The organism is Terrisporobacter mayombei (genome assembly GCF_020748465.1).
Lineage (GTDB): Bacteria > Bacillota > Clostridia > Peptostreptococcales > Peptostreptococcaceae > Terrisporobacter > Terrisporobacter mayombei.
In genome coordinates, this window is the sequence record NZ_JAHZMP010000001.1 from 409,968 (window position 1) to 433,764 (window position 23,797).

The 23,797-nt window shown below is 27.1% G+C and carries 28 protein-coding genes and 2 other annotated features; of the genes, 2 read left to right on the forward strand and 26 right to left on the reverse strand.

The features are described 5' to 3' along the window. Positions 1 to 260: 260 nt before the first annotated feature. The 12 genes from K0039_RS02065 to K0039_RS24410 form a co-directional block, all read right to left on the reverse strand. On the reverse strand, positions 261 to 854 hold the full coding sequence (locus K0039_RS02065; RefSeq protein ID WP_228103400.1) for a hypothetical protein: 594 nt from the start codon (positions 852 to 854) through the stop codon (positions 261 to 263). Next, a complete protein-coding gene (locus tag K0039_RS02070; protein WP_228103401.1) occupies positions 854 to 1,837 on the reverse strand; it encodes a hypothetical protein in 984 nt (327 codons plus the stop codon). Before K0039_RS02070 ends, K0039_RS02065 begins: the two co-directional genes overlap by 1 nt. A 178-nt stretch (positions 1,838 to 2,015) precedes the next feature. Beyond that, on the reverse strand, positions 2,016 to 3,521 hold the full coding sequence (locus K0039_RS02075) for a DEAD/DEAH box helicase family protein (RefSeq protein ID WP_228103402.1): 1,506 nt from the start codon (positions 3,519 to 3,521) through the stop codon (positions 2,016 to 2,018). A 13-nt stretch (positions 3,522 to 3,534) separates the two neighbouring features. Then, entirely contained in the window at positions 3,535 to 3,708 is a 174-nt protein-coding gene (locus K0039_RS02080; RefSeq protein ID WP_228103403.1) for a hypothetical protein, read from the reverse strand. 195 nt (positions 3,709 to 3,903) lie between these two features. After that, the gene (locus K0039_RS02085; protein ID WP_228103404.1) at positions 3,904 to 4,215 is read right to left on the reverse strand and encodes a hypothetical protein; all 312 of its coding nucleotides are present in this window, start codon (positions 4,213 to 4,215) and stop codon (positions 3,904 to 3,906) included. A 34-nt stretch (positions 4,216 to 4,249) separates the two neighbouring features. Continuing rightward, a complete protein-coding gene (locus tag K0039_RS21900; protein WP_265589386.1) occupies positions 4,250 to 4,381 on the reverse strand; it encodes a hypothetical protein in 132 nt (43 codons plus the stop codon). Positions 4,382 to 4,658: 277 nt separating this feature from the next. Further along, complete coding sequence (locus tag K0039_RS02090) at positions 4,659 to 5,564, reverse strand: tyrosine-type recombinase/integrase (RefSeq protein ID WP_228103405.1); 906 nt, start codon at positions 5,562 to 5,564, stop codon at positions 4,659 to 4,661. A gap of 77 nt (positions 5,565 to 5,641) precedes the next feature. Further along, positions 5,642 to 6,034, reverse strand: a complete 393-nt coding sequence (locus K0039_RS02095) for a formylmethanofuran dehydrogenase subunit E family protein (RefSeq protein ID WP_228103406.1) — start codon at positions 6,032 to 6,034, stop codon at positions 5,642 to 5,644. A gap of 21 nt (positions 6,035 to 6,055) precedes the next feature. Continuing rightward, positions 6,056 to 7,318 carry a histidinol dehydrogenase gene (gene hisD, locus K0039_RS02100; RefSeq protein WP_228103407.1) on the reverse strand — a complete coding sequence of 421 codons (1,263 nt, stop codon included), beginning with the start codon at positions 7,316 to 7,318 and terminating at the stop codon, positions 6,056 to 6,058. Positions 7,319 to 7,524: 206 nt separating this feature from the next. Further along, positions 7,525 to 8,427, reverse strand: coding sequence for a 3-isopropylmalate dehydrogenase (leuB, locus tag K0039_RS02105; RefSeq protein WP_331476714.1), 903 nt, complete (start codon positions 8,425 to 8,427; stop codon positions 7,525 to 7,527). Then, a complete protein-coding gene (locus K0039_RS24405) occupies positions 8,411 to 8,668 on the reverse strand; it encodes a hypothetical protein (RefSeq protein ID WP_331476647.1) in 258 nt (85 codons plus the stop codon). Before K0039_RS24405 ends, leuB begins: the two co-directional genes overlap by 17 nt. Beyond that, positions 8,653 to 8,838 carry a hypothetical protein gene (locus K0039_RS24410; RefSeq protein ID WP_331476649.1) on the reverse strand — a complete coding sequence of 62 codons (186 nt, stop codon included), beginning with the start codon at positions 8,836 to 8,838 and terminating at the stop codon, positions 8,653 to 8,655. The genes K0039_RS24405 and K0039_RS24410 overlap by 16 nt, the downstream gene beginning before the upstream one ends. A 505-nt stretch (positions 8,839 to 9,343) precedes the next feature. Between K0039_RS24410 and K0039_RS02115 the strand changes: the two genes are divergently transcribed. Beyond that, complete coding sequence (locus K0039_RS02115) at positions 9,344 to 9,706, forward strand: hypothetical protein (RefSeq protein ID WP_228103408.1); 363 nt, start codon at positions 9,344 to 9,346, stop codon at positions 9,704 to 9,706. A gap of 107 nt (positions 9,707 to 9,813) precedes the next feature. Here K0039_RS02115 and K0039_RS02120 read toward each other — a convergent pair whose 3' ends face one another. From K0039_RS02120 to K0039_RS02185, 14 genes are all read right to left on the reverse strand, one after another. After that, a complete protein-coding gene (locus K0039_RS02120) occupies positions 9,814 to 10,872 on the reverse strand; it encodes a redoxin family protein (RefSeq protein WP_334307950.1) in 1,059 nt (352 codons plus the stop codon). Positions 10,873 to 11,013: 141 nt separating this feature from the next. Then, the gene (locus K0039_RS02125) at positions 11,014 to 11,889 is read right to left on the reverse strand and encodes an NAD(P)/FAD-dependent oxidoreductase (protein ID WP_228103409.1); all 876 of its coding nucleotides are present in this window, start codon (positions 11,887 to 11,889) and stop codon (positions 11,014 to 11,016) included. 25 nt (positions 11,890 to 11,914) lie between these two features. After that, positions 11,915 to 12,172 (reverse strand): C40 family peptidase, encoded by a 258-nt coding sequence (locus K0039_RS02130; RefSeq protein ID WP_228104170.1) that lies wholly within the window; start codon positions 12,170 to 12,172, stop codon positions 11,915 to 11,917. Positions 12,173 to 12,175: 3 nt separating this feature from the next. Then, entirely contained in the window at positions 12,176 to 12,727 is a 552-nt protein-coding gene (locus tag K0039_RS02135) for an SH3 domain-containing protein (RefSeq protein WP_228104171.1), read from the reverse strand. Between the two features lie 403 nt (positions 12,728 to 13,130). Further along, a complete protein-coding gene (gene trxA, locus K0039_RS02140; protein WP_228103410.1) occupies positions 13,131 to 13,448 on the reverse strand; it encodes a thioredoxin in 318 nt (105 codons plus the stop codon). Positions 13,449 to 13,661: 213 nt separating this feature from the next. Then, positions 13,662 to 14,867 carry a homoserine dehydrogenase gene (locus tag K0039_RS02145; protein WP_228103411.1) on the reverse strand — a complete coding sequence of 402 codons (1,206 nt, stop codon included), beginning with the start codon at positions 14,865 to 14,867 and terminating at the stop codon, positions 13,662 to 13,664. Positions 14,868 to 14,935: 68 nt separating this feature from the next. Beyond that, positions 14,936 to 15,163 (reverse strand) — a binding site (T-box leader). Positions 15,164 to 15,205: 42 nt separating this feature from the next. Continuing rightward, positions 15,206 to 15,427 (reverse strand) — a binding site (T-box leader). A gap of 108 nt (positions 15,428 to 15,535) precedes the next feature. Then, the gene (locus K0039_RS02150; protein ID WP_228103412.1) at positions 15,536 to 16,381 is read right to left on the reverse strand and encodes a YihY/virulence factor BrkB family protein; all 846 of its coding nucleotides are present in this window, start codon (positions 16,379 to 16,381) and stop codon (positions 15,536 to 15,538) included. An 83-nt stretch (positions 16,382 to 16,464) separates the two neighbouring features. Continuing rightward, entirely contained in the window at positions 16,465 to 16,674 is a 210-nt protein-coding gene (locus K0039_RS02155) for a hypothetical protein (RefSeq protein ID WP_228103413.1), read from the reverse strand. Continuing rightward, a complete protein-coding gene (locus K0039_RS02160; RefSeq protein ID WP_228103414.1) occupies positions 16,659 to 16,847 on the reverse strand; it encodes a hypothetical protein in 189 nt (62 codons plus the stop codon). Before K0039_RS02160 ends, K0039_RS02155 begins: the two co-directional genes overlap by 16 nt. 571 nt (positions 16,848 to 17,418) lie before the next feature. Next, positions 17,419 to 19,116, reverse strand: coding sequence for a phospho-sugar mutase (locus K0039_RS02165; protein ID WP_228103415.1), 1,698 nt, complete (start codon positions 19,114 to 19,116; stop codon positions 17,419 to 17,421). A 176-nt stretch (positions 19,117 to 19,292) separates the two neighbouring features. Beyond that, positions 19,293 to 20,114: a resuscitation-promoting factor gene (locus K0039_RS02170; protein WP_228103416.1), complete on the reverse strand. Its 822-nt coding sequence runs from the start codon at positions 20,112 to 20,114 to the stop codon at positions 19,293 to 19,295. A gap of 197 nt (positions 20,115 to 20,311) precedes the next feature. Next, positions 20,312 to 20,476 carry a hypothetical protein gene (locus K0039_RS02175; RefSeq protein WP_018592530.1) on the reverse strand — a complete coding sequence of 55 codons (165 nt, stop codon included), beginning with the start codon at positions 20,474 to 20,476 and terminating at the stop codon, positions 20,312 to 20,314. Between the two features lie 23 nt (positions 20,477 to 20,499). Next, positions 20,500 to 21,456 (reverse strand): alpha/beta hydrolase, encoded by a 957-nt coding sequence (locus K0039_RS02180; protein WP_228103417.1) that lies wholly within the window; start codon positions 21,454 to 21,456, stop codon positions 20,500 to 20,502. Between the two features lie 711 nt (positions 21,457 to 22,167). Then, positions 22,168 to 22,350, reverse strand: a complete 183-nt coding sequence (locus tag K0039_RS02185; RefSeq protein WP_228103418.1) for a (2Fe-2S)-binding protein — start codon at positions 22,348 to 22,350, stop codon at positions 22,168 to 22,170. Between the two features lie 237 nt (positions 22,351 to 22,587). Here K0039_RS02185 and K0039_RS02190 point away from each other — a divergent pair, with 237 nt between their 5' ends. Further along, positions 22,588 to 23,697: a DUF362 domain-containing protein gene (locus K0039_RS02190; RefSeq protein ID WP_228103419.1), complete on the forward strand. Its 1,110-nt coding sequence runs from the start codon at positions 22,588 to 22,590 to the stop codon at positions 23,695 to 23,697. The last annotated feature ends 100 nt before the right edge of the window (positions 23,698 to 23,797 follow it).

Sequence of the window (23,797 nt, forward strand, 5' to 3'; positions counted from 1 at the left end):
AAATTTAAATTATTGTATTCGAGCTCCATAAGGTGAATAACTCAATTGCAAAAAGCCACTCATTGGGAATACCTTAGACTCTAAGTTACTACATTTCATTGACTTATACATCTCACTAAATTCCTCAAAGGGTGTCACATTTTGAAGTGCTCCCCTTAAAGTAGATAGTTTAAAATTTCTCTAACTTGTTCTTCTTTTTTCATTTATTGAATGGGTATAAAACTTCACCAATAATTTTGTTTAATTTTAAATCGCTTAAATTAATCATTCAATTCAACCTCTTCATAATTTAAATCGTATTTTTTCTTCAATTCTTCTTGGAATTTATATTCTTCTTTATTATCCTCATCATCGCTCTTATAAAAATCTAATCTACGTGTAATTAATTGTATATCTAATGCATGGCAATATTCATCATATGTCAACACATCGTCGTCAAAATAAGTAAATATCTCCGTATATAATGAAATGTATTTTTTTATAGATTTTTGTGAATCTTTAGCATATTCAAATTGTAACCCTGCGTCATCATTACCCTTATCGTATAAATTTCTATAATATTCTTTAACCCCATCTATATTTAATTTATCTTGTTTCTTTTTACACTCATCAAATTGTTTTTTTAATTCACATAACTCTTTATAATATTTCTCTGAGTCAAGTTGGTTTTTAGCCTCATGTATGCTCTCTACTTTTTCGTCAATTTTATCTGTTAATGCATATAACTCCATCTCTACATTTTCAATATTTTTACTCTCATTAATAACATCATCTTCACTCATTTCACTTTTACACCCAACCATAAAACCACAACATATAATTATAAATAATCCTAAACTCAATATTTTCTTCATTATATTACCTCACAATTATTTTCAATAAACATTCTATATGATAATCTTTCAGCATCATTGAAAGTTTTACATTTCATTATTTTTTCGTATGATTTAGTTTGTTTGAATTCTTTAAAACACTCATATGAATTTTTTTCATCAGGAGACGCCCATAAAAGCGTTGACATGAAAAAAGGATTAGTGTCTAAGCTATACTCATCATCATAAAATTTAGATACATAAGCGTGCATTATCTCGTGCTTTAATGTTAATATTATATCTCTGCTATTTTCACTTTCTATATCATATTCATCAAGAAAAATATAATTTTTATCTATATCAATTTTGTATTCTTTAAATCTGAATCTTCCTTTAACATTTTCTTTGTCAAAGTAACTCCAATTTACATTTAAATCTAACTGACTAAACAAATCTTTACTATCAAAACATCTTTCATTTAACTCACTCATTGCTACATTATACAAATCTTGTAGGTATATTTTTCTGTAATGCTCTAATTGTTGATCTATTGACTTAATTTCATTATTAAGAACTTCTAGTTGTTGATCTATTGACTTGAAATATAGATTATAATTAGCATCGCTTTTGTCAAAGTCAATTTCATTTACAAATTTAACTAATGAAACTACAGTTATTTTCTTCTGTTCTTCGTCTAGCATATTGAATGTGATATGATTATTTTCTAAAACTAATTCATCAAACAATTTTTCTACTTCATTAAGATTATTTTTGAAGTTAAATTTTTTACATTTTTCATTTAAATCATATATTTCATAACTTACTATTTCAGAAGATCCTTCAATTAAACTTAGCATACCTTCTAATACTTCATTAAAATTATTTGATGCAATCGCTCTCACTTCATTGAAACAATAATACTTATTATCTAAATCATACATACTGTCGCATAAATCCTCAATCTCTAAATGTAATCTTCTCTTTTCATTAATTAACTCATTTTTATTTATAACTAATCCCTCCAATATTTAAATTATTGTATTCAAACGCCATAAGGCTATCCATACCCCTAGGAATGTACGTTTGAGAAAACCACTCAAGCCGTCCATTCTTCCCCTACTAAGGGGAGATTTATACTTTTTCTCACATGGTACCACTTTTAACGAATAATAGTTTATAGAAGTTCGTTATTTTCGGTACCAATTAAATGAACTCAATTGCTCTTGGTCGCTTACCGTTGATTCTTGGCTTAGTTTTATTAACATTGATTCCACTATTGACTATAATATTTGTCAAGTAGTTAAACGTCAATTCATTCCTGTCTTTACCTCTTATGCCTAATGAATGAGCATGAGATATTATTTCATTCTTTTGTTCATCAGTGTATATAAGTACATTTAGCCAATTATCTTTGATGTATTCAATGAATGAATCATTGTCTTTCTTATCTATTCTTTTGTATAAACTTTCATTATCTTTCTTTTGAACTATATTTGTGAAATGTGTGAACCATGTGAATGATTCTTTGTTTACTAATTCTCTAAACTCATAATAATGTTGCCTTTGAGCATATGTTGGTTTTTTATTTTTATCTTTTGAATTAATAATTCCGTTTAATGCCCTAGAATTAAGTATGTATAAATTTTTTATATTTCCTCTATATCTTCCTATGAACTGCTTAATTGCTACTGGATCAGAACTCTCAACAATTATATTCTCAATGTTATTATTGATTGTAAATTCGAATCCCTCTCTTATGCAACTTGTTCCTATTAAAATGTCAACTTCGTCTGGTAATTTTTTATATTTACATATGTAATCTTCTAATTTATCCATGTCATCAGTTCTCAAGTTATCTTTATTAGTTCTGCTTACTATAGCTCTAGCTTTATGATATTTATTAGCAAATTTTACTGAGTCTTTAGCTGATGCTGACATAAATAATGTTTTTCCTTTTGATTTTTTTATTACATCATCTAAATATAGTTCACTTGTTATCAAACTGATTGATTCTATTATTTTGTATTTATAATATGGAGTGTCTAGTAAGTTATTGATTAGTTTTTTGAGTTGTCTATCGTATTTGAAGTCATCAGTTGTTGCTGACATACCTACTATTATTAAGTCTTCATGTTTTTTTAAACCAAATATTTCTCGTTGCATTTCCTTATTTTTATCTAATAACATAATCATAATATCATATACATATTGTGCTTCTTTGTTAAATGTATCTGTTAGCATTGAATGAAATTCATCTAAAACTATTAATCTGAATTTATTTAATATTGATATGTTATCTTCAAGCATAAATTTGAAAAAGTTATATGTAACCATGTGAGCAATTCTTTCACGTTCTATGTTATCATAACAAGTTCCAATAGCATTAGTTTCTTTATACATTAATGCGTTATAAAAATTTGCATAATTATTTAATCCTAGTTGGCTATTATTATCTAGTCCTCTTACTATATCTTTATATTCTTCGTCTATTAATTGTTGATATTTTGTTATTGATCTACTTGTTACAAATAATACTTGTTCAGGTCTAATATTTTTTAATTGTGATGGCAATGTTTTCAATGCCCAAAATGTTTTACCTGTTCCAGTTCCTGCTTCAACGAAGTTTATTTTAGATTTGTCTATTCTTGAAGTGTCAATTAAATTACTTACTGTTATATCTTTTTCTTCTTCTTTTAATAAATTGCTCATCCTATTATACCTCCTAATGTTTTCTATTTAACCATTGCAAATACACTTCTTTAGTTTCATCATAGTTGAATATAAAAAACATTTTTTTAGTTTGTCTGTGTACATCTACGCGAACTGGCATTATACCATTTGATATATAAAATCTGGCTTGCTCAGGATTATAAATATATTTTTTTCCATCTCTCATCTTATTCACCTCACTTTTTTAAATTTGTATCACCCTCTCTATAAGAAAATATCTATTTTTTAAGCATTTAACCTTCTTGTTTGCAACAATTGTATTATGATATTGATATTGTATTGGTCAATCTAGTTCCCCTATAATTATTATACGACTCAAAATCTTAAATTTCTACCAACGTATCCTTGAAACGTATATCTTTTAAATTACATCTAGTAATACACATACACTGTAACAGTTATTTCCGTCAATTTCTTTGATTAAATCTTCCTTCGACACATTACTTTCAAATAATTTTCTTATGTAAAAATAATTTCCTTCTTCCTCAAGAAACATTTCTGCTACTAAATGTTTAAATTCTTCATAGTCGCCATCTTCTTTTGCTTTAAATAATGAATCCATCAAAATATTGATTTTCCCTGATTTATTTCTTTCATCAATTATGTTTTCTCTTTGCTCTGCCTTAGCAAACCAATTTTCTCCAGTTAGTTTTTTACTTATTCTTGCTATCATTTGTATACCCCCAATTAATTTATTTTCATTTGTTTTACTTTACACTTGACTCATGTCTGTTTATTAGTATTAAGTCGTATAGATCCTTTATCGTCATAGCTGGAAAAGTATCAGCTAAAAATTTAAGTCTCTCTAATGTCATTATAATTTTTCCATTCACACTCATCAGCGTTTGCGTATCATGCACACCTTTTAAATTGGTAGGCATCACCTAACATTGTAAGTGCAAATGGCGTAACTAAGATAATAACTTACTTACAACTGTTGATTTTATAGCATCGGCTCAACTCACCTTTTGAATTATTTATAGTTGTTCTTCTGCGTTACAACTACTTGAAAAAATCATATCAAAGTGATACAATATTTTCTTATTAAATTTTAGTGTTTTTATTTGAGTTTCTTGTATCAGGAGTGTTACGAGCGCTCTCTTTTTTATTTGCAATTTACTTTATATTCATTAAAGTTGAAAATCCTTGAAACATATCAATTATTTCATCATCTTGAATAGACCTTAGATATCTCTTTGTTATTGATAAATTACTGTGTCCCATGATTCTACTTACTGTATATATATCTGCTCCATTCCTTAAAAACTGCTGACAAGCTGTATGACGAAAAGTATGAGGAGAGCATCTTATATTCTTTCTTATGTTAATATTTTTTTCTAATTTTTTAACCATAAGTTGTACGCCTTCATTAGTTAGGGGTTTCCCAGTTCTACTAATGAAATAATTTTCAACATTAAAATAATATTTGGTAGCGTAATTATCTCTTATCCTTTCATATTTAATCATTATTTTCTTTAATGATGGACTTATTGGCACTACCCTTGTTTTCTTTCCTTTTCCTTCAAAAACTATAATTGACGTTTCTCCTACATCATTTATTTTTAATCTGCATAATTCTCCTACCCTTATGCCCGTATCCAATAAAGTTGCAATGATACATTTATTTCTAGCATTTAAGAAATTGTCCATTTTGAAATAATTAATCATGGATTTAATCTCGTCATTATTAAACGCTTGTATTATACCGTCTTCTTCTTTAAGCAATCCAATTTTATCTACTTTGTTAATGTAATCTTCTTTAACACAAAAGGAAAAAAATGCTTTAATGGCTCGTATATGAGTATTAACACTGCTTGGCTTTAATCCTTTTTGTTTCAAGCTAACAATATAATGCTTTATATGAAACTTAGAAATTTTACTAACATTAGTCACATCATGTTCATTCTCTAAATATTTAGCGAACATATTTAGAATGGATCTATAACTTTTAAATGTACTCGATGATAAATTTTTAATTTTTATCTCATACTCGTATTCTTTCAATATATCTTTAAGCAACAAAAAAACACCTCCACAACAACAAGGTTATGTAGGTGTAATAATACATTGTTCAATAATATAATTTTAGAAAATAATACTTAGTCTAAGCTGTATTTTACTTCAGAAAAATCAAATAATTCATCTATATTTCCATTTAGAATATATTTTGTATACTCATCTTTTGAATTAGTATTATTTTTTCCTATATAAATAACCCTTAAACTATCACTATTATTAGTATTAAAAATATTAAAAGCCAATTCTCCACTTTCTTTATAAAATAAGTTCTTTTTATCATAACCACATCCAAAAACATACTTTATTCCATCTACTGGACAAGTATTATTTTCAGTTATACATATAATTTCATCTTTATTTGGCTTTATATTCATTTTGCTTATTATTGCTTCACAAGCTTTTATTCCAATAGCTAACCCTGGACATTCATGACCATGAAATCTAATAGCTTCTTCCCATAATAAACTATTCATATTTCCTCCCAGATTTATGTATTATTTAATCCTTACTTTAGCCGCATTTGCATGGGCATATAATCCTTCTTCAACAGCTAAATCATGCGCTACTGGTGCTAATAAATCTACTGCTTTTTGACTTAATCTTTGAGTGGTACATGTTTTTATAAATGTTCCAACCCATACTCCACCTGTATATCTAGACGCTCTAAGAGTTGGTAATGTATGATTTGTTCCTGACACATAATCACCAAAAACTTCAGCTGATAACCCTCCTACAAATAAAGACCCATAATTTATTAGTTTGTCTATTATTTCGTCTTCATTTTTTAAGCTTATTTCTAAATGTTCTGGTGCATATTTATTACTAAGTTTGACTGCTTCATCTAAAGTATCAACATATATTATTTCTCCATTGTTTCTCCATGATGATACTGCTATATCTCTTGTAGGAAGATTTTTTAAAATTTCATCTACTTTTTTAGAAACTACTTCTCCCAATTTTTTATCTGTAGTAATTAAAATACCTCTAGCACTATAATCATGTTCACATTGTGCTAAAACGTCTGCTGCAATATAATCAGCATTTGCAGTTTCATCTGCTATAATTAAAACTTCACTTGGTCCTGCCACAAAATCTATTCCAACATTTCCATAACATTGTCTTTTAGCTTCTGTTACATATTTGTTTCCTGGTCCAACAATAATGTCCACTGGCTTAATACTTTCTGTTCCATATGTAAATGCTCCTATTGCTTGAACTCCTCCAACAGCATATATTTCATCCGCTCCTGCTATATCCATTGCAACTAGAGTTTTCGGATTTATATCTTTGCTATTTCTCATAGTTGGTGAACAAGCACAAACCCTTTTAACTCCTGCAATTTTAGCTGGAATAATTAACATTAGCGCAGTAGAAAAAAGCGGATATCCTCCACCTGGTACATAAGCTAATGCTGATTCTATAGGTATATGTTTTTGACCAAGTATTACACCAGGATAAATTTCTCTTTCAAAGTTATTTTCAAAGCTTTCTTTTTGAACTTTTGCAAACTCTTCAATATTTTTTACTGCAATTTTAACATCTTCAATAAATTTAATATCTACTTGTTTATATGCTTTTACTATTTCATCTCTAGTAACTCTGTATCTTAATCTTGGATTTTTATCAAACTGAAAATTATATTTTCTTACTCCAATATCTTTATTAAGTTTTATATCATTTAATATTTCTCTTACTTGTACCTTTACTGCTTTTTCAGTTTCTACATTTTTAAACTGAGATTTTTTTAATACTTCCATTTTTACTCCTCCTATGATAACTATGCAATAGATCAAATATTCCCCTATTTTATTCTATATAAAAATAATCCTATCTATTTACAAACTAGATGTCAACAATAATTCAGGTAATATAATTTTTTATTTTATAAAGGGTTAAATATAAATAAAACACCCCTCATACTTATTAATATTAGTAAGTTGAAAGATGCTTTATTTTAAATTATTTATATTTCATTCGCTATTAAATATCCCATCTCTTTCGTACCTATAACATTTCCTATCCCATTATATATGTCTATCGTTCCATATCCTTTATTAAGTACTTTCGTAACAGCTTCTTCTATTTTTTTTGCTTCTTTTTCTAAATAAAATGAGTATCTAAGCATCATAGTTACTGATAATATTGTGGCAATTGGATTTACTTTATTTTGACCTGCAATATCTGGTGAACTTCCATGTATTGGTTCGTACATTCCAGACTTATCATCTCTTAATGATGCAGATGGCAACATTCCAATAGAACCTGTTATCATTGAAGCTTCATCTGAAATAATATCTCCAAATATGTTATTAGTAACTATTGTATCAAACTGACTAGGGTTTTTTATTAACTGAATGGCAGCATTATCTACGTACATAAAATTAAGTTCAATATCTTTATATCCTTCACTTAATTCATTCATTATTTTTCTCCAGAGTTTAGAACTATCAAGAACATTTGCTTTATCTACACAAGTTAATTTTTTATTTCTAATTCTAGCAGTTTCAAAAGCTTTTCTTTCTATTCTTCGGATTTCATTTTCATCATATTTTTCCACATCATAAGCTACTTCTACATTATCTATTACTTCTGTTTTTCTTTCTCCAAAATAAATTCTACCTGTTAACTCTCTAACTACAACAAAATCTATTCCTTTTTCTACTATATCACTTCTTAGATGCGATAATTCCTTTAAACTTTCATGCATTGTTGCTGATCTTAAATTTACAAATAAATTAAGTTCTGATCTTAAATCTAGAAGTCCTTTTTCTGGTCTTATGGAAGGCTCAATATTATCCCATTTAGGTCCTCCAACAGCTCCAAGTAATACTGCATCACTTTTTTTACATTCAACTAAAGTTTGGATCGCCTACTTTATCTATGGCTGCTCCTTCGATTGCTATATCTATGATCTCTTTCTTACTTTTATTAAATACCACATCTCTTTGAAGTATAGATGTTGAATTATACAAATGAACAATTGCTTTTTTACATCCATTTAAAGCTTCATCTATTAATTTTCTCAAAAAATTGTATTCTGTCTTAGAAGCTGAAGGAAATCCTATTTCAATCTCTTTAAATCCAACTTCAATTAACATATTAAACATTTCAATTTTTCAAAAACGCTCATTGGAATAGGTAATGATTGATTACCATCTCTTAAATCAACAGAACACCAAATTGGCGCCATATTTATTTCATTATCCGGCCATTGTCTATTCTTAAAATTTTTAGGCTGAAAATTTATTTTTTTATATTTTTTACAATCAAAATTCATAAAAAACTCCTCCTTATTTTTAAATAAAATTCCACTATTTTTTAATTATTTTCAAAATTTAACTTTTGTACATTGTATTCAATATAAAATTATACTTTTTGTAAGTTTTAAACATTTCTAGAAATAAAAAACCTCATCTCTATATTTAGAGACGAGGTTTAACTCTCGCGGTACCACTCTAGTTAACTTTAATAAGTTCCCTTTACAACAATCCGATACCAAATTCCACCAAACTTTGGCTCTCTGTAAACTTCAAAATTCTTACTACTTCTATTCTTAGCTTTCCAATTATTTAACTTATTAGTAGTAATATACTAGAGTTAAACCTACGTCAATATATTTTTTTAGAATTTTCTGAATATTTTATAATTTTTTAAGTTATAGCTTCAAAAAAACTTCTCAATTCTTACATTTATTTATATTTAAGGGAATTAATATTATTTCTATCTAATAATATATATAAAGGGTTGTAGAATACTAAATTATCATGGAAGGAGATTATGAAATGGATGACATATACAAAGAAGCTCATAAAATGGCCAAATCTATTTATGAGGAGTACAAAGATGTAGACTATAAATTCCAATTTCAATTATGTTTGTCTTACCTTTCTGATAAAAGAATTACTGAGAGAATCCAAGAAATTTTAGCTGAAGTAAAAGTAAACGAAGAAGAAGCTAGAATATTAGAAAAAGTTGAATTTTACTATAAAAACTTTTTCAAAAATGAAGAAAATCTTAAGTTTAGACTTTGGCAAAGACAAGATAAAAGAAGAGTCTATTTATCTGCATCATACATTGTTAATAAGCCTTATATAGACTTAATAAGCAACAAATTATTTGATAAAAAAGAAATAAAGAAATTTTAGTAAAAAGGTGATATCGTGCTAAGAATAGTGCGATACACTTTTTTGCTTAAAAAAGAGCTGTTACATTTAATTTAAAATTATTTGTAAAACAGCTCTTCTATATTTTATTATTTATCTTCAATAAGATTTCTCATAGTTTCTTTATCCATTGCTCCTGGAACATATTTAGTTATATATCCATCTTTATCAATTATAAATGTAGATGGGAATGAACTTATTCCATATCCGTATATTTGACTTCCTCCTTCATCAAATACCACAGGGAATGTATATCCTTCCTCTTTTAGAAATTTTTCTATATCTTCCTTACTTCCTTCATTACCTAAATTTGGAGATGCTACACCAAGTATTATCACATCATTTTTATTTTTATTATATTCTTTGTATAACTCTTCTATATAAGGCATTTCTCCTTTACATGGAGGACACCATGTAGCCCAATAATTTAAAAATACTGTCTTTCCCTTATAATCACTAAGCTTATGTTTTTTTCCATATTGATCATATAAATCAAAGTCCAAAGCTTGTATTTTCTCGTCCTCTTTATTAGTATTTGCACCTTGACTACTTTCTGTCTTATTTTGCATTTCCTTTTTAGATGTATTCATATTGTTAGTAAATCCATTAAAAAACATTAACAAACCTGAAATAATAAGAATTATACCTCCAAATTTCTTTATAGCATCCATATGATTTTTCATTTTATCTACAGTATTTACAAGTTTATTGTAGAATAATGACATTATTATAAATGGTAAGATAAATCCTATGGTATATACTCCTATTAATAAATAAGATGATGCTGCACTTTTCGAACTAGAAGACATGATAAGTACAGATGCAAGTATAGGACCTATACATGGAGTCCAACCAAAACTAAAAGTAAATCCTAATAAAAATGAAGATATTGGAGTCATTTTTTTAGCTTTCATTTGAAATCTTTTATCTTTATTAAGAAAATTCACTTTTATTATATTCATATAAAATAGCCCCATGAATACTATAATAGTTCCACCTATCACCATAATTAAGCTTTTATTTGCACTAAAAAATGAACTTAGTGCATTTACAGATGAGCCTAGTATAAAGAATGTAGTTGATATTCCAAGCGTAAAGAACAATGTATTTCTAAATAAGGCACTTTTTATAAAGCTACCATTTTTCATATCTTCAATACTACTATTGGATAGCATACTTAACTATATTGGTAATATTGGCAATATACATGGTGATAAAAAGGATAGCAATCCTTCTGTAAACACCACTATTAAATTTAATTTTTCCATCACAATCTCCCTAAATTATTTTTATATACTATTTTTTTCTTCTATTCTTTTTTTGTCTAAATATGAAATTGCACTTAATACAGCGGTTTGTCCTTGTCCTGCTGATTTCAAATATTGATATGGCTTACCTGCACAATCTCCAGCTACATATAAACCTTCTATATTTGTTTTCATATCTTTATCACATTTTATATGGGGTCCATCTACTTCTACCCCAGGTACCATATATTTTGGTGATATACTATCTTTTATTACAAAAATTCCATCTACTTCTAATTCTTGATTTCTAAGTAATAATTTATTAGCTAACTTATCGCCTTTTATTTCTTTCGCTCTATCTTCTATTATTTGTATACTTTCGTTAAGTTTATTTGTCATTTTATATGTTGGTATATAATAAACTTCACTTGCTATTTCACTCAAGAAATTAGCATCTTCTTCTCCCTCATGATTACTACCTATGATTGCAACTTTTTTATTTCTATATAGAGCAGCATCACAAGTTGCACAATATCCTACACCTTTTCCTAAGTATTCTTCTTCACCTTTAATCATTTTTCCATATTCTACTCCAGTAGCAAGAACAACAGTTGTAGCTTCATACATATCATCTCCACTTACTAAAGTAAAATAATCTCCCATACTGTAAATGTTGTTTATCCTTTTTTCTGTAATTTCTACTCCCATGCTATTTACATGTGATATAAATTTATTTTTTAATTCTATTCCACTTATTTCTTCAAATCCTAAATAATTTTCTACTGAGGGTGCTTTTGTAATTTTTACACTAGCACCATTGCTTCCAAATATTATTATATTTTTATTTCTTATTTTTGCATTTAATGATGCTGCTAGACCTGCTGGTCCACTTCCTACTACTGCTATATCGTATCTCATATTTAGTCTCCTATAAATTGTTATATTATAATATCCTTTTAGCTCCAACATACACGCTGTTCCAATAACTATTGTTTATATCAACCTTTTTTACAACACTTTTAGAATTTGGCGCATGTATCATTTGACTATTTCCTACATAAATTCCCACATGTGTTACAGTTCCATCAGATCTTGTGCTTGAAAAAATTAAATCTCCTGGTTGTAGATTTGATTTACTTACAGATTTACCTACTTTGTATTGGTCTCTAGACACCCTTGGAGTTTGTACTTTATGTTTTATGAACTAAACCCGAGCAGTCAAAACTATTTGGACCTTCTGCACCCAAACATAAGGCTTCCCTAATTGTTCATGAGCTGTTTTAACTATTGCTTGTGCTTTTGATATATTGCTTGAATTGTTGGTACTTGATTCTGTTTGGGAATTAGAACCAGCGTATATAGATATATAATCTCCACTTGCCCATCCAGTAGATTCATTAGATAGTTTAACTTTATACCATCCATTACTTTTTTCCAATAAATCTACTATATCATTATTTCTTAACCTCGAAATTACTGCATAATTTTCAGAAGGTCCTTTTCTTACATTAAGACTAGTCCTTACTTTTACCTGCCCTTTTTTTCCTATAATATTTACACTATTATCTGAGATTAAATTATTTACATTTATATATTTTATACTACCATAACCTATTATTCCATTTGACAACTTTACTTTATACCACCCATTATTTTTTTCTAATATCTGTAGTTTATTACCTAATTTAACTTGAGTTAATGCAGTGTAATTAGTACTTGGTCCACTTCTTATATTTAAAACACTCGTGTTTACTATTCCTTATTGATTATTAACATATACACCTGATATAGACATCGCTATGCTCATTATTGTTAATCCTGCTATTAATTTTATATTTTTTGTCATCATCTCTCTCCCTTTTTATGTATTAGTATTATAAGATTATCTAGTTCTTATATATTTAATATAACAAAAATAAAAAATTGTCTCAATTAGGCATTTTTTCGTAACCTATTTAATCATTCAATAGAAAATATGATTTTATTATTACATCACACTGCTTCTACTTATAACATGCATTATAAATAATGTTGTTACATTATAATATTTTTCAAACTATAATTTATATAATGTGCTTTTTAATAAACAAACTTCTAGCAAAAAAAGCTATTACACTAGCTATTAGTGGAATAACTCTTTTTATGATTAAATAATTATATTATAAAAATAACCCAATTTTATCTATCAAATTATTTTTAGGTATAAAGCCTACTAGTCTATCCATTTCTTTACCATCTTTAAATACTATTACTGTTGGAACTGTCGATACAACAAATTTTTCTGCTAGTTCCATACTCTCATCAATATCAACTTTATAGAAATCTGCTTTATCTACCATTTCCTCTGCCAATGAGTTATATACTGGTGATAACATTTTACATGGTCCACACCAAGTTGCAAAGAAATCAACTACAACTATTCCTTTTTTATTTTTTACAACATTTGCAAATTCATTTGTTTTTATTATTTTAGCCATTTTATATTTCTCCTTTTATAATTTTTATAATTCTAACTTACTTAGTAATAATATTATTTAAAAGAATTACATTTAGTAAATTATTTTATTATCAGTGTGATTAGTATAATAAAATTAAAATTTAATCTCAATTAGGCACTTTCTAGTAACTATATCTTTACAAAAAATTCCCTTATAAAATTTTATAAGGGAATTATAATATTTTATTTTACTTTAACTAATTTTCAATAGTTTTCTACTCTCTTCACAATATCCCTTATCCTTAATTAGACATAAAATATTGTTAATTTCATATTCAGAACCTGCATAAACCATAACTGCCAATTCGTCATTATCATCAATTACATCATATTCATCTATACAAGCATTTATAAGAGATATTATCTCTTCTTTTTTAGGAGATTTAAATCTTAATAAAGCTTGGCACTTATTATTTATAGTTTTTTCCACTTCAATTTTCTCTTTTGTAAATTGATCTATCTTAGCAATTCTATTGTTAAATATATCCATAACATCTGCATAAACAGCACTACCTGTAGGTTCTTTTCCTGCTCCTTTACCTACAAAAGATAATTCTCCTATAGAATCTCCATTAAATACAACAATATTGTATTCATTATCTATTTGAGATAATAAGTTATTATTGTCAACAAGGACAGGTCTTACATAACCACTAACCTTTTCATTTTTCTTCTTACTTTGACCAACTAACTTAATTTTGCATCCCATTTGTTTTGCATAATTAATATCCTTCATATCAATTTTTGATATACCTTCTAAGTAAAAGTCTTTCCAATATACTCTACCATTGTAAGCCAAAGTTGATAAAATAGATAATTTTCTAGCTGCATCATATCCTTCCACATCAGCTTCTGGATTTGCTTCTGCAAAACCTAATTCTTGAGCTTCTTTTAATACTTCATCATAAGACAAACCTTCATTATACATTTTGCTTAAGATAAAGTTTGTTGTCCCATTTAATATGGCATACATACTATCAATAGAATTACCTTCTAATGACTCTGTTAAAGGTTTAAGAACTGGTATTCCACCACCAACAGATGCTTCAAATTTAAGACTTACATTATTTTCTTTTGCTAACTTAACAAGTTTATCCCCATACTCTGCTAGCATATCCTTATTAGCTGTGACTACGTTAATTTTACTTTCTAATGCTCTTTTTATATATTCATATGAAGGATGTAATCCTCCTATTAACTCAACTAAAATATCGATATCCTCTTTAAATACATCTTCAATATTTTCAGTTATTATATTCGCATATTTAGATGATTTGTATTTATTTTTATCTCTTACTAATATGCTTGTTATTTCTATATTTCTTTTATTCTTATTTCCCTCAATCATTTGTACTAGACCTTTTCCCACTGTTCCATATCCAAGTATAGCTATTTTCATATTAAGACCTCCTTTTTACTTTAAAAACAAATTTTACTTTTCTCAATCAAAAAAGAGACTAATTCCTCTAAAGGGACGAGTCTCTCGCGGTTCCACCCAATTTAGTTTTATTCATAATAAAACTCACTTTAAACTTTAACGCAGCTTACGGTTAATCTTACTAAAATCAACTGGATTACTTCAGATCACAGCTCCTAGGTAGTTTTCAATCCCTCTAATTTGAAAAGCCTTACAGCCCATGAGCTTTTCTCTCTGATAATCGAATTAGATTTACTTTTCCTATTCATCGCTTTTAAATATTAATTTGTATTTTTTTAAATAAAAAACTCGTCCTTATAAATAAGGACGAGATATATTCCCGCGGTTCCACCTAAATTGACTTAAAATCCACTTAATGCTTTAACGCAGCTTACGGTTAATCTTACTGAAATCAATTAGATTACTTCAGATCACAGCTCCTAGGTAGTTTTCAATCCCTCTAATTTGAAAAGCCTTACAGCCCATGAGCTTTTCTCTCTGGTAATCGAATTAGATTTACTCTTCCTATTCATCGCTTTTAAACTCTAAATTTATATTAAATTAATATTATAAGAATTATTATTAAATGTCAAGATAATTTTTAATTTATTAATCTATATAAAAGAAAAATAATTATAAACGATACAAGTTTATCTTATTTTTCTTTTATATAGCCTTGCATTTATTTCACAACCAATTAATATGGTCCAGCTGCTTAAATAAACCCAGGTCATAAGCACGATAATTCCACCTAAACTCCCATAAATAATATCGTATCTTGCAAAATTATTTGTGTAAAATGAGTAACAAAATGATGCTACTAACCAACATAAAGTAGACACTATAGCTCCTGGTAATACATCTTTAAAAGACAATTTTTTATTAGGAGTAAATCTATATAGGTTCATTAAAATTATAATTACAGTTATAATTCCCACCACGTATCTACAAAGGTTCCAAATATACATAAAATATTGATCCAAGCCAATTAAATTAAATAAAAATGAACCTAACCTCTCACCAAATACTAAAAATATCATAGATGTAAAAATCAAAACAACTAACATTATTACAAATACTAAAGATATGAATAATACCTCAAAATATGGTCTGGTTTCCCTAATATTATAAGATCTATTCATACCTCTAATTAGTGATAATACTGCCCTAGACATGGTGTACATTGCTAACATAAAACTTAATATTAAAAAACTAAAACTTCTGTTTTCTATGGCAGATTGCATTAATGATGATACTATATTAAAAGCACTTAAAGGTAATATTTTCTTTAATAGAAATATATATTTGCTAATTTTAATTATGGGTGTATATACCACCAAACTTATTGTAAATATTAAAAAAGGAAAGAAAGATAACAGTAAATAAAATGACATTTCAGCTGCTTTGGAGTTTATTTCTCTATAATTAGAATATTCCATAAGAAACTTCATTCTTTTACTATATGTCTGGAATTTACTATTAAGTCTATTTTTCATATTATCCCTCCTATTCTATATTTTTCTTATTTACTATTTCAATATAATAATTAATACAATTTTATTTTTTTATATTTTACATTTTAACTCATACTTAATACTTCATGTATATCTGACAATTCCGTTTTTTCATTTGTATATATTTTCAACTTTTCCAATTCTAATTCCCTTTTTATATCATCAGAAATATCCATACACGAAATAGCTATCTCTTTATTATTAAGTTTCTCTACTAGTTGCATAGTACAATATAACATCATTTCATCAAATCTATTTTTTATAATTTCCTCCATGAACCTGTCTTATTAAGAGATTTTAATACTTCATTACTATTATCTAGTTCATCAGATATATTATTAAAAAGAGAATTTAGACTTTCCATTCCATTATACTCTAAGTTAAAGTAATAGTCTTTAATCTTTTTATTAGCATAAATAGTATCTCCTTTTTTATTACAAATAAGCATAAAGCTATGTATATCATTATCAACTATACTATAAAATACCTTCCTATTTTAAGTTAATATTCTTGATTTATTTATATATATGTATAATTCAATAAAACTTACCCCTATAACAATTAATGATAATATATATGTTATACACACTGAGATTAATATAGCGTAAAAAGAAGTTTTTTTAATTGTAAAAATAGAGAAAACAGATTCAGAGCCTAACATGAAAATAATAATACTTAACGCCATAAATAAATATTTTTTCTAAAGTCGTTTCTAAGTATGGATTTTCAACATCTCATTTAATAGTTATTTTAGATGATAAAATAATTAATCTCCTCAATAAAATATTATTTTATTTAAATATAATTTTTGTTGCAAAGTATATATTACCAAATATTTGCAATCAAAAAAAGTTAAATATATAACTTTATATATATGAATACTAGGTAAAAATACCAAATATGATTATATAAAAAAAGTAATAACTTTTGATATTTTTAATCAAAAATCATTACTTTTCCTTTACTTTATTATAAACTTCATAAGAAAACGAATATCTCCCTTATAATATTATTTTTTTTTACATTAATTTGTTTAATATTTCGTTTATACTTTTCTTTATACTGGATACTTTACTATCACAAGTAACTTCATCATTACCTTTTACTGCTACATAGAACTTTAATTTTGGCTCTGTTCCAGAAGGCCTAATAGCTATCCATGATTCATCTTCTAAGAAGTATTTTAATACGTTTGCCTTTGGTAAATCATCTATACCCTTTGCGAAGTCTTTAACTTCAACAACTTTTTTATTGTTTATACTTTCTATATCATTATTTCTAAAATGAGAAATTATCTCCCCAATTTTTTCTAATCCTTCTATTCCAGCTAAAGTTAAAGATATCGTTTCTTCTTTGAAGTATCCATATTTTTTATATAACTCCTGTAATCCTTCATATAAACTCATGCCTTTTGAATAATAATATGCAGCCATTTCAGATATTAATAAAGATGCAACTACCCCGTCTTTATCTCTTGCATGAGTTCCAACTAAGTAACCATAACTTTCTTCGTATCCAAATAAATAAATCTTATCATTTTTCTCTTCAAAATATTTTATCTTTTCACCTATAAACTTGAATCCTGTAAGCACATTCATAACTTCCACATTATTTGCTTTTGCTACGTCTGCACCAAATTCAGAAGTAACGATTGTTTTTATAAGCACTGAATTATCTTTTAATTTATGTTCTTCTTTTTGACCTTCTATTATATAATTAGTTAGCATTCCACCAATTTGATTTCCTGTAAGGAGTGCATAATCTCCAGAAGTAGTTTTTACAGCCACCCCAACTCTATCACAATCTGGGTCTGTTGCTATTACTAAATTAGCCCCTTCTTTTTTAGCAAGTTCTATTCCTCTAGTTAGTGCTCTTTGGTCTTCAGGATTTGGATATTCTATTCCTGCAAAGTTTGAATCTGGTACCTCTTCTTCTTTTACAATAAGAACATTTTCAAATCCAACTTCTTCTAATGCCCTTTTTACTGGTACATTTCCTGTTCCACAAAGTGGTGTATAAACTATTTTAAATTCTTTTCCTACTTTTTTAACTAATTCTTTTCTTATTACTTGTATTTTAACTGATTCAATAAAGTCAGTGTCCTGTTTTTCATCTAATACTCTCACTAAATCTTTATTTTCTTCAGTTAGTGTAGGTATTATTGAGTAATCTTCAATTGAATTTATTTCTTCAGTTATTGCATTTGCTATTTCTGGCATTACTTGTGCCCCATCTTCCCAATATACCTTGTATCCATTATATTCTGGTGGGTTGTGGCTAGCCGTTATAACTATACCTGCTATTGCATTTAAGTTTCTAACTGCAAAAGAAAGCTCTGGCGTAGTTCTTAAACTTTTAAATATATAGGCTTTTATATTACATGCTGCTAGTGTATTGGCAGCTTCTATACAAAATTCTCTAGACATAAATCTATTATCATGAGCTATAACTACTCCTCTTTCTTGTTCTACTTTAGTAGTATTTTTTAATATATAATTAGCTAGACCAAAAGTAGCTCTCCTAACAGTATATTTGTTTATTCTGTTTGTTCCTGCTGCAATTACCCCTCTAAGTCCAGCTGTCCCAAATTCTAAATCTTTGTAAAATCTATCTTCTATTTCTTTTTCATTATCTTTTAAATTAATCAATTCTTCTCTAGTTTTTTCATCAAAATATTTATTATCTATCCAATTATTGTATTTTCCCCTATATGCCATTTAAGTTGCTCCTTTACTTTTTACTTTTTATCCATAATCACATATGAATAATCATATGTATATTTTATCCTTATTTTTCTATTTAGTAAACATGAACCGCTAATATCTAAATTAATTTTTTCTACAAAAACTACAAAAGTATTAGGTCAAGTTAAAACTTGACCTAATACTTTAATTTATCCAACAATATAAATATCTATACTTCTTACTCCCCAATTATAGCAAGCCGAGGAGCTATTCATAAATATATCTATTCTATTTCCTTTTATCCCACCGCCACAGTCTTCTGCTACAAAAGTCATATTAAATTTAGGTATATACACTTTTGTACCATAAGGTATTATTCTAGGATCCACTGCAATAGTTCCCCATCTTGGGCGTGTTCCAGTTGAAGTTGAACTATCACCACTATAGGCAGTAGCTGACACTACCATTTTATCCCTGTTAATATTTGAAGATTTTTTTTGTGTTGATAAATTTACAACACTAGCCGCATAACTCGTTCCTGTACCTTTTATAACAACCTTATTAACAGGCTCTTCTCTTATCATTTCCTTATTAGCAACTCTAGACACCAACTTACCATCATGATAAACTTCTTCATATACAATTGTTTTTCTTCCTTCTTTTCCTTCTTGAGCAACTTTAGTAACTCCCTTTGGCAAAGATTTATCTGTTTTAACTTCAGTTTTATATGATATTCTTGAATGCTCACTAACAGAAATTTGCTCTACATATGTAATTTTTATATTCATATAATCTTCTAATTTACTATCTAAACTAGGGTATATAATATCATCTTCGTTATAACATATATCTTTTTCACTCAATAATTCTTTTACAGTCTTACAATAAGTGTCTACAGTTGTCACCTTTCCATTCACTTGTAAAACTATTTGCTCTTTTTTCAATATAAAATATGATGCAAGAAGAACACAAAAAGATAGAGTTATTAGTAAACTTCTAAAAATTATATTATTTTTAAAATTATTTTTCATTTTTACTCCCCCTATAAATATTCAATATATAAAACTTAAGTATTTTAAATTTCAAACTGTTTATATATTTATATTTATAGAAGCAATAAAATATGTAACTAATCTGTAACTAATATTTAATTTTCAGATTCATTTTTGATAACATTTAGTAACCATCTCAATTTTAGCTATAAATTTTTTTAATATTTTGTAATAAATTATCTTGCATCTTTAACTATGTTGTAAATTCTAACGTAAGTTTCTCCAACTTCTTCTGCTGATTTAGCTTCTTCTTTTGACACTCTATAATATAATTCTGTTAGCTCTATAGCCACATCCTTTGCATTTCTTTGTGAAGATCCTGTTATTTTTGTTTCTGCCATTTCTATTTCCTCCTAAAATTTTCTTAATAATAACTTTGTTTTTTATTTTCTATTTTTTCAACTATCCACTTCATTACATCTTCTTTTACTTCTTCTTTGTTAATCTCATTTAATATTTCATGTCTACCATCTTTATATAATATACATTTTACATCTTCAATACCTGATTTTTCATATCTAATTTTTAGATTCAATAAACCCTTTCCGTTATTCCCAACAGGATCTTTATCTCCTGAAATTATTAATATGGGTAAATCTTTTCTGATTTTTATTATATTTTCTCTATCTTCTATAAATTTAAGTCCGTGTATAAAATCTTCAAAAAAACCACAAGTACATTTAAATCCACACATTGAATCATTTATATATTTATCTACTTCTTTTTCATCTCTGCTTAACCAATCATAATCTGTTCGACATGGTTTAAAGACTTTGTTATTTGACCCAAAGAATAAACTATCAATAAATTCACTAACATATTTTCTGCCTTTAATTTTACAAGTAGATTTTACTATTATATTCGCTAAATCTAGTTTTCCACCAAAATCTCCATTTGAACCAGAAAGTATTAATCCATCGATTTCATCTCCATATTTTATAGCATAATTTTGCGAGGCAAATGATCCCATACTATGACCAAATAATATTAAAGGTACATCTTTACTTTCTTCTTTTATTATTTCTGTTAAAGTATGTATATCATCTACTAAACAATCAAATCCATTTTCATCTGCTAAATAACCTGCATTTTTTAAATTTTTTGCCGTTTTGCCATGACCTCTATGGTCATTAACATAGACATTATATCCATTATCTGTTAAGAGTTTAGCAAAATCTTCATATCTTTTCCCATGCTCTGCCATACCATGAGATATTTGTACTACGCCTTTAACAGTTACGTTTTCATCACATACAAACTTATATGTAAATATCTCATTCTCATCTATTTTAGAAGTAAAATAAAAATTGCTATATCTCATAATTTTCACCCTTTCAATTAATCTTCTATATTAAGTATAACAAATATTTAACATATTTGTCTTTACATACAAAAAAAGTAGCACGATATTTATTCGTGCTATGGTGGGTTAAATTACTTAAGCTAATTTTTCATTTAATGTTTAATAAACTTTATAACTAAATAATATAATAATATTTTTTACAAATCAATTATATATCTTAAGGAATGATTCTCTTTTGGAATATAAATGTGTTTAGCTAAACCGTTGTATAATTATATACTTTATATAGCTTATTAATAATTTGATAAAAATAAGTCATTTTAAAACCCCCATTTTAAAATGACTTATTGAAAAGAATAAATTTAATTATTGCAAAATCCGATCACAATTTCCCCAAAAGATTTTCCCTTCCAATAGGAAAACCTTTTCAACCAATTACTCAAAGTTTAAATTTAATATACCCAAACTTTTGCTTGTAATAAAAATTTCCGTTTTTCTATTACAAATATAATTATAAAACATTTTCCTAAGAAAAGCTAATACTTTTTTTCTCATTTTTAAATAAAATTTTTTATTTTCATAGAATTTTTATTTTCCACTATAGATATTTTTTATTTAAATCCATCAATAAATTATTTCATTAACAATAATCAACATATAAATCCATTATATAATATCTAATAATATCAAAAAAAATAAAGATACATTCGCATCTTTATTTTTTATATATTATTTATTTAATTTACTTTTAACTATATCTTCCACGTAAGATTTGCATCTTCCGCATCCTTTTGTCGCCTTAGTTTCTTCTACAACTTTTTCAAAACTATCAGCTCCATTTTTTATACTATCTTCTATTTTGTCGAAAGATACTTTTTTACAATTACATACATTCTTATTTAAACTTTCCATATTTGCCCTCCAATATATTATGACTAATTTTATGTTTATATCATATATAAATATATTTATTCCCCTATATGTATTATAGTAAACAAATATTTTTTTCTATATTACAACACTTCAGAATAATTTTTTTAATGTATAATTATTTTTTTACGAATTATATATTTAAATCTATGGAAGAATTATTATTATGGGATTATAATATATTGAAATAACTTAATTTTCATATGGAAAGGGGAACTTATGAATAAATCAAAAGTATATTATACTAATCTAAGAACAGATTTTAAGAGCAATTTATTAGACAAATTACAAATGCTAGTCAAAAAAGCTGGCATAAATGACATTAATTTTGAAAACAAGTATACAGCCATAAAAATCCACTTTGGAGAACCAGGAAATTTAGCTTACTTAAGACCTAATTTTTCTAAAGTTATTGTGGATTTAATAAAATCAAAAAATGGTAAAGTATTTTTAACAGACTGTAATACTCTTTATGTTGGTGGTAGAAAAAACGGCCTTGAGCATTTAGATTCAGCTTATACTAATGGCTATAATCCATTTACTACAGGATGCCATATAATAATAGCTGATGGCATAAAGGGTACAGATGAGGCTCTTGTTCCAGTTGAAGGTGGAGAATATGTTAAAGAAGCTAAAATAGGCCAGGCTATAATGGATGCTGATATTTTCATATCAATGAATCATTTTAAGGGACATGAATCTACAGGTTTTGGTGGAGCATTAAAAAATATAGGTATGGGATGTGGATCTCGTGCTGGTAAAATGGAAATGCACAGTAGTGGAAAGCCTTTTGTAAAGGAAAATAAATGTGTTGGCTGTAGAGCATGTGCAAAAAATTGCGCTCACGATGCTATTACATTTGGAGAAAGTAAAAAGGCTTCTATTGACCATAATAACTGTGTTGGATGTGGAAGATGCATTGGATCATGTAATTATGATGCTGTAAATTCACCTACTGATGAATCCAATGATATACTAAATAAAAAGATAGCAGAATATTCTAAAGCTGTATTACAAGGTAGACCTCATTTTCATATAAGCTTTGTTATAGATGTATCTCCAAATTGTGATTGTCATAGAGAAAATGATTTAGCTATTATTCCAGATGTTGGTATTTTCGCTTCCTTTGACCCTGTTGCTTTAGACATGGCTTGTGTAGATGCTTGTAACAAGCAAAGTGTAATACATGGTAGTTATTTAGATGAACAAAAACACCATTGTCATGACCACTTTATAAATACTCATCCTGAAACAAATTGGGAAGTTTGTATTGATCATAGTGTCAAACTTGGTATTGGGAGTAAGGAATATGAATTAATTGAAGTATAAAATTTGAATACATAAAGAGTAGTAATCTTATATTGTACTTTATTCAATAAAAGTTACTACTCTTTTTTATATAAAGTATATTGATACATCTTATATAAAG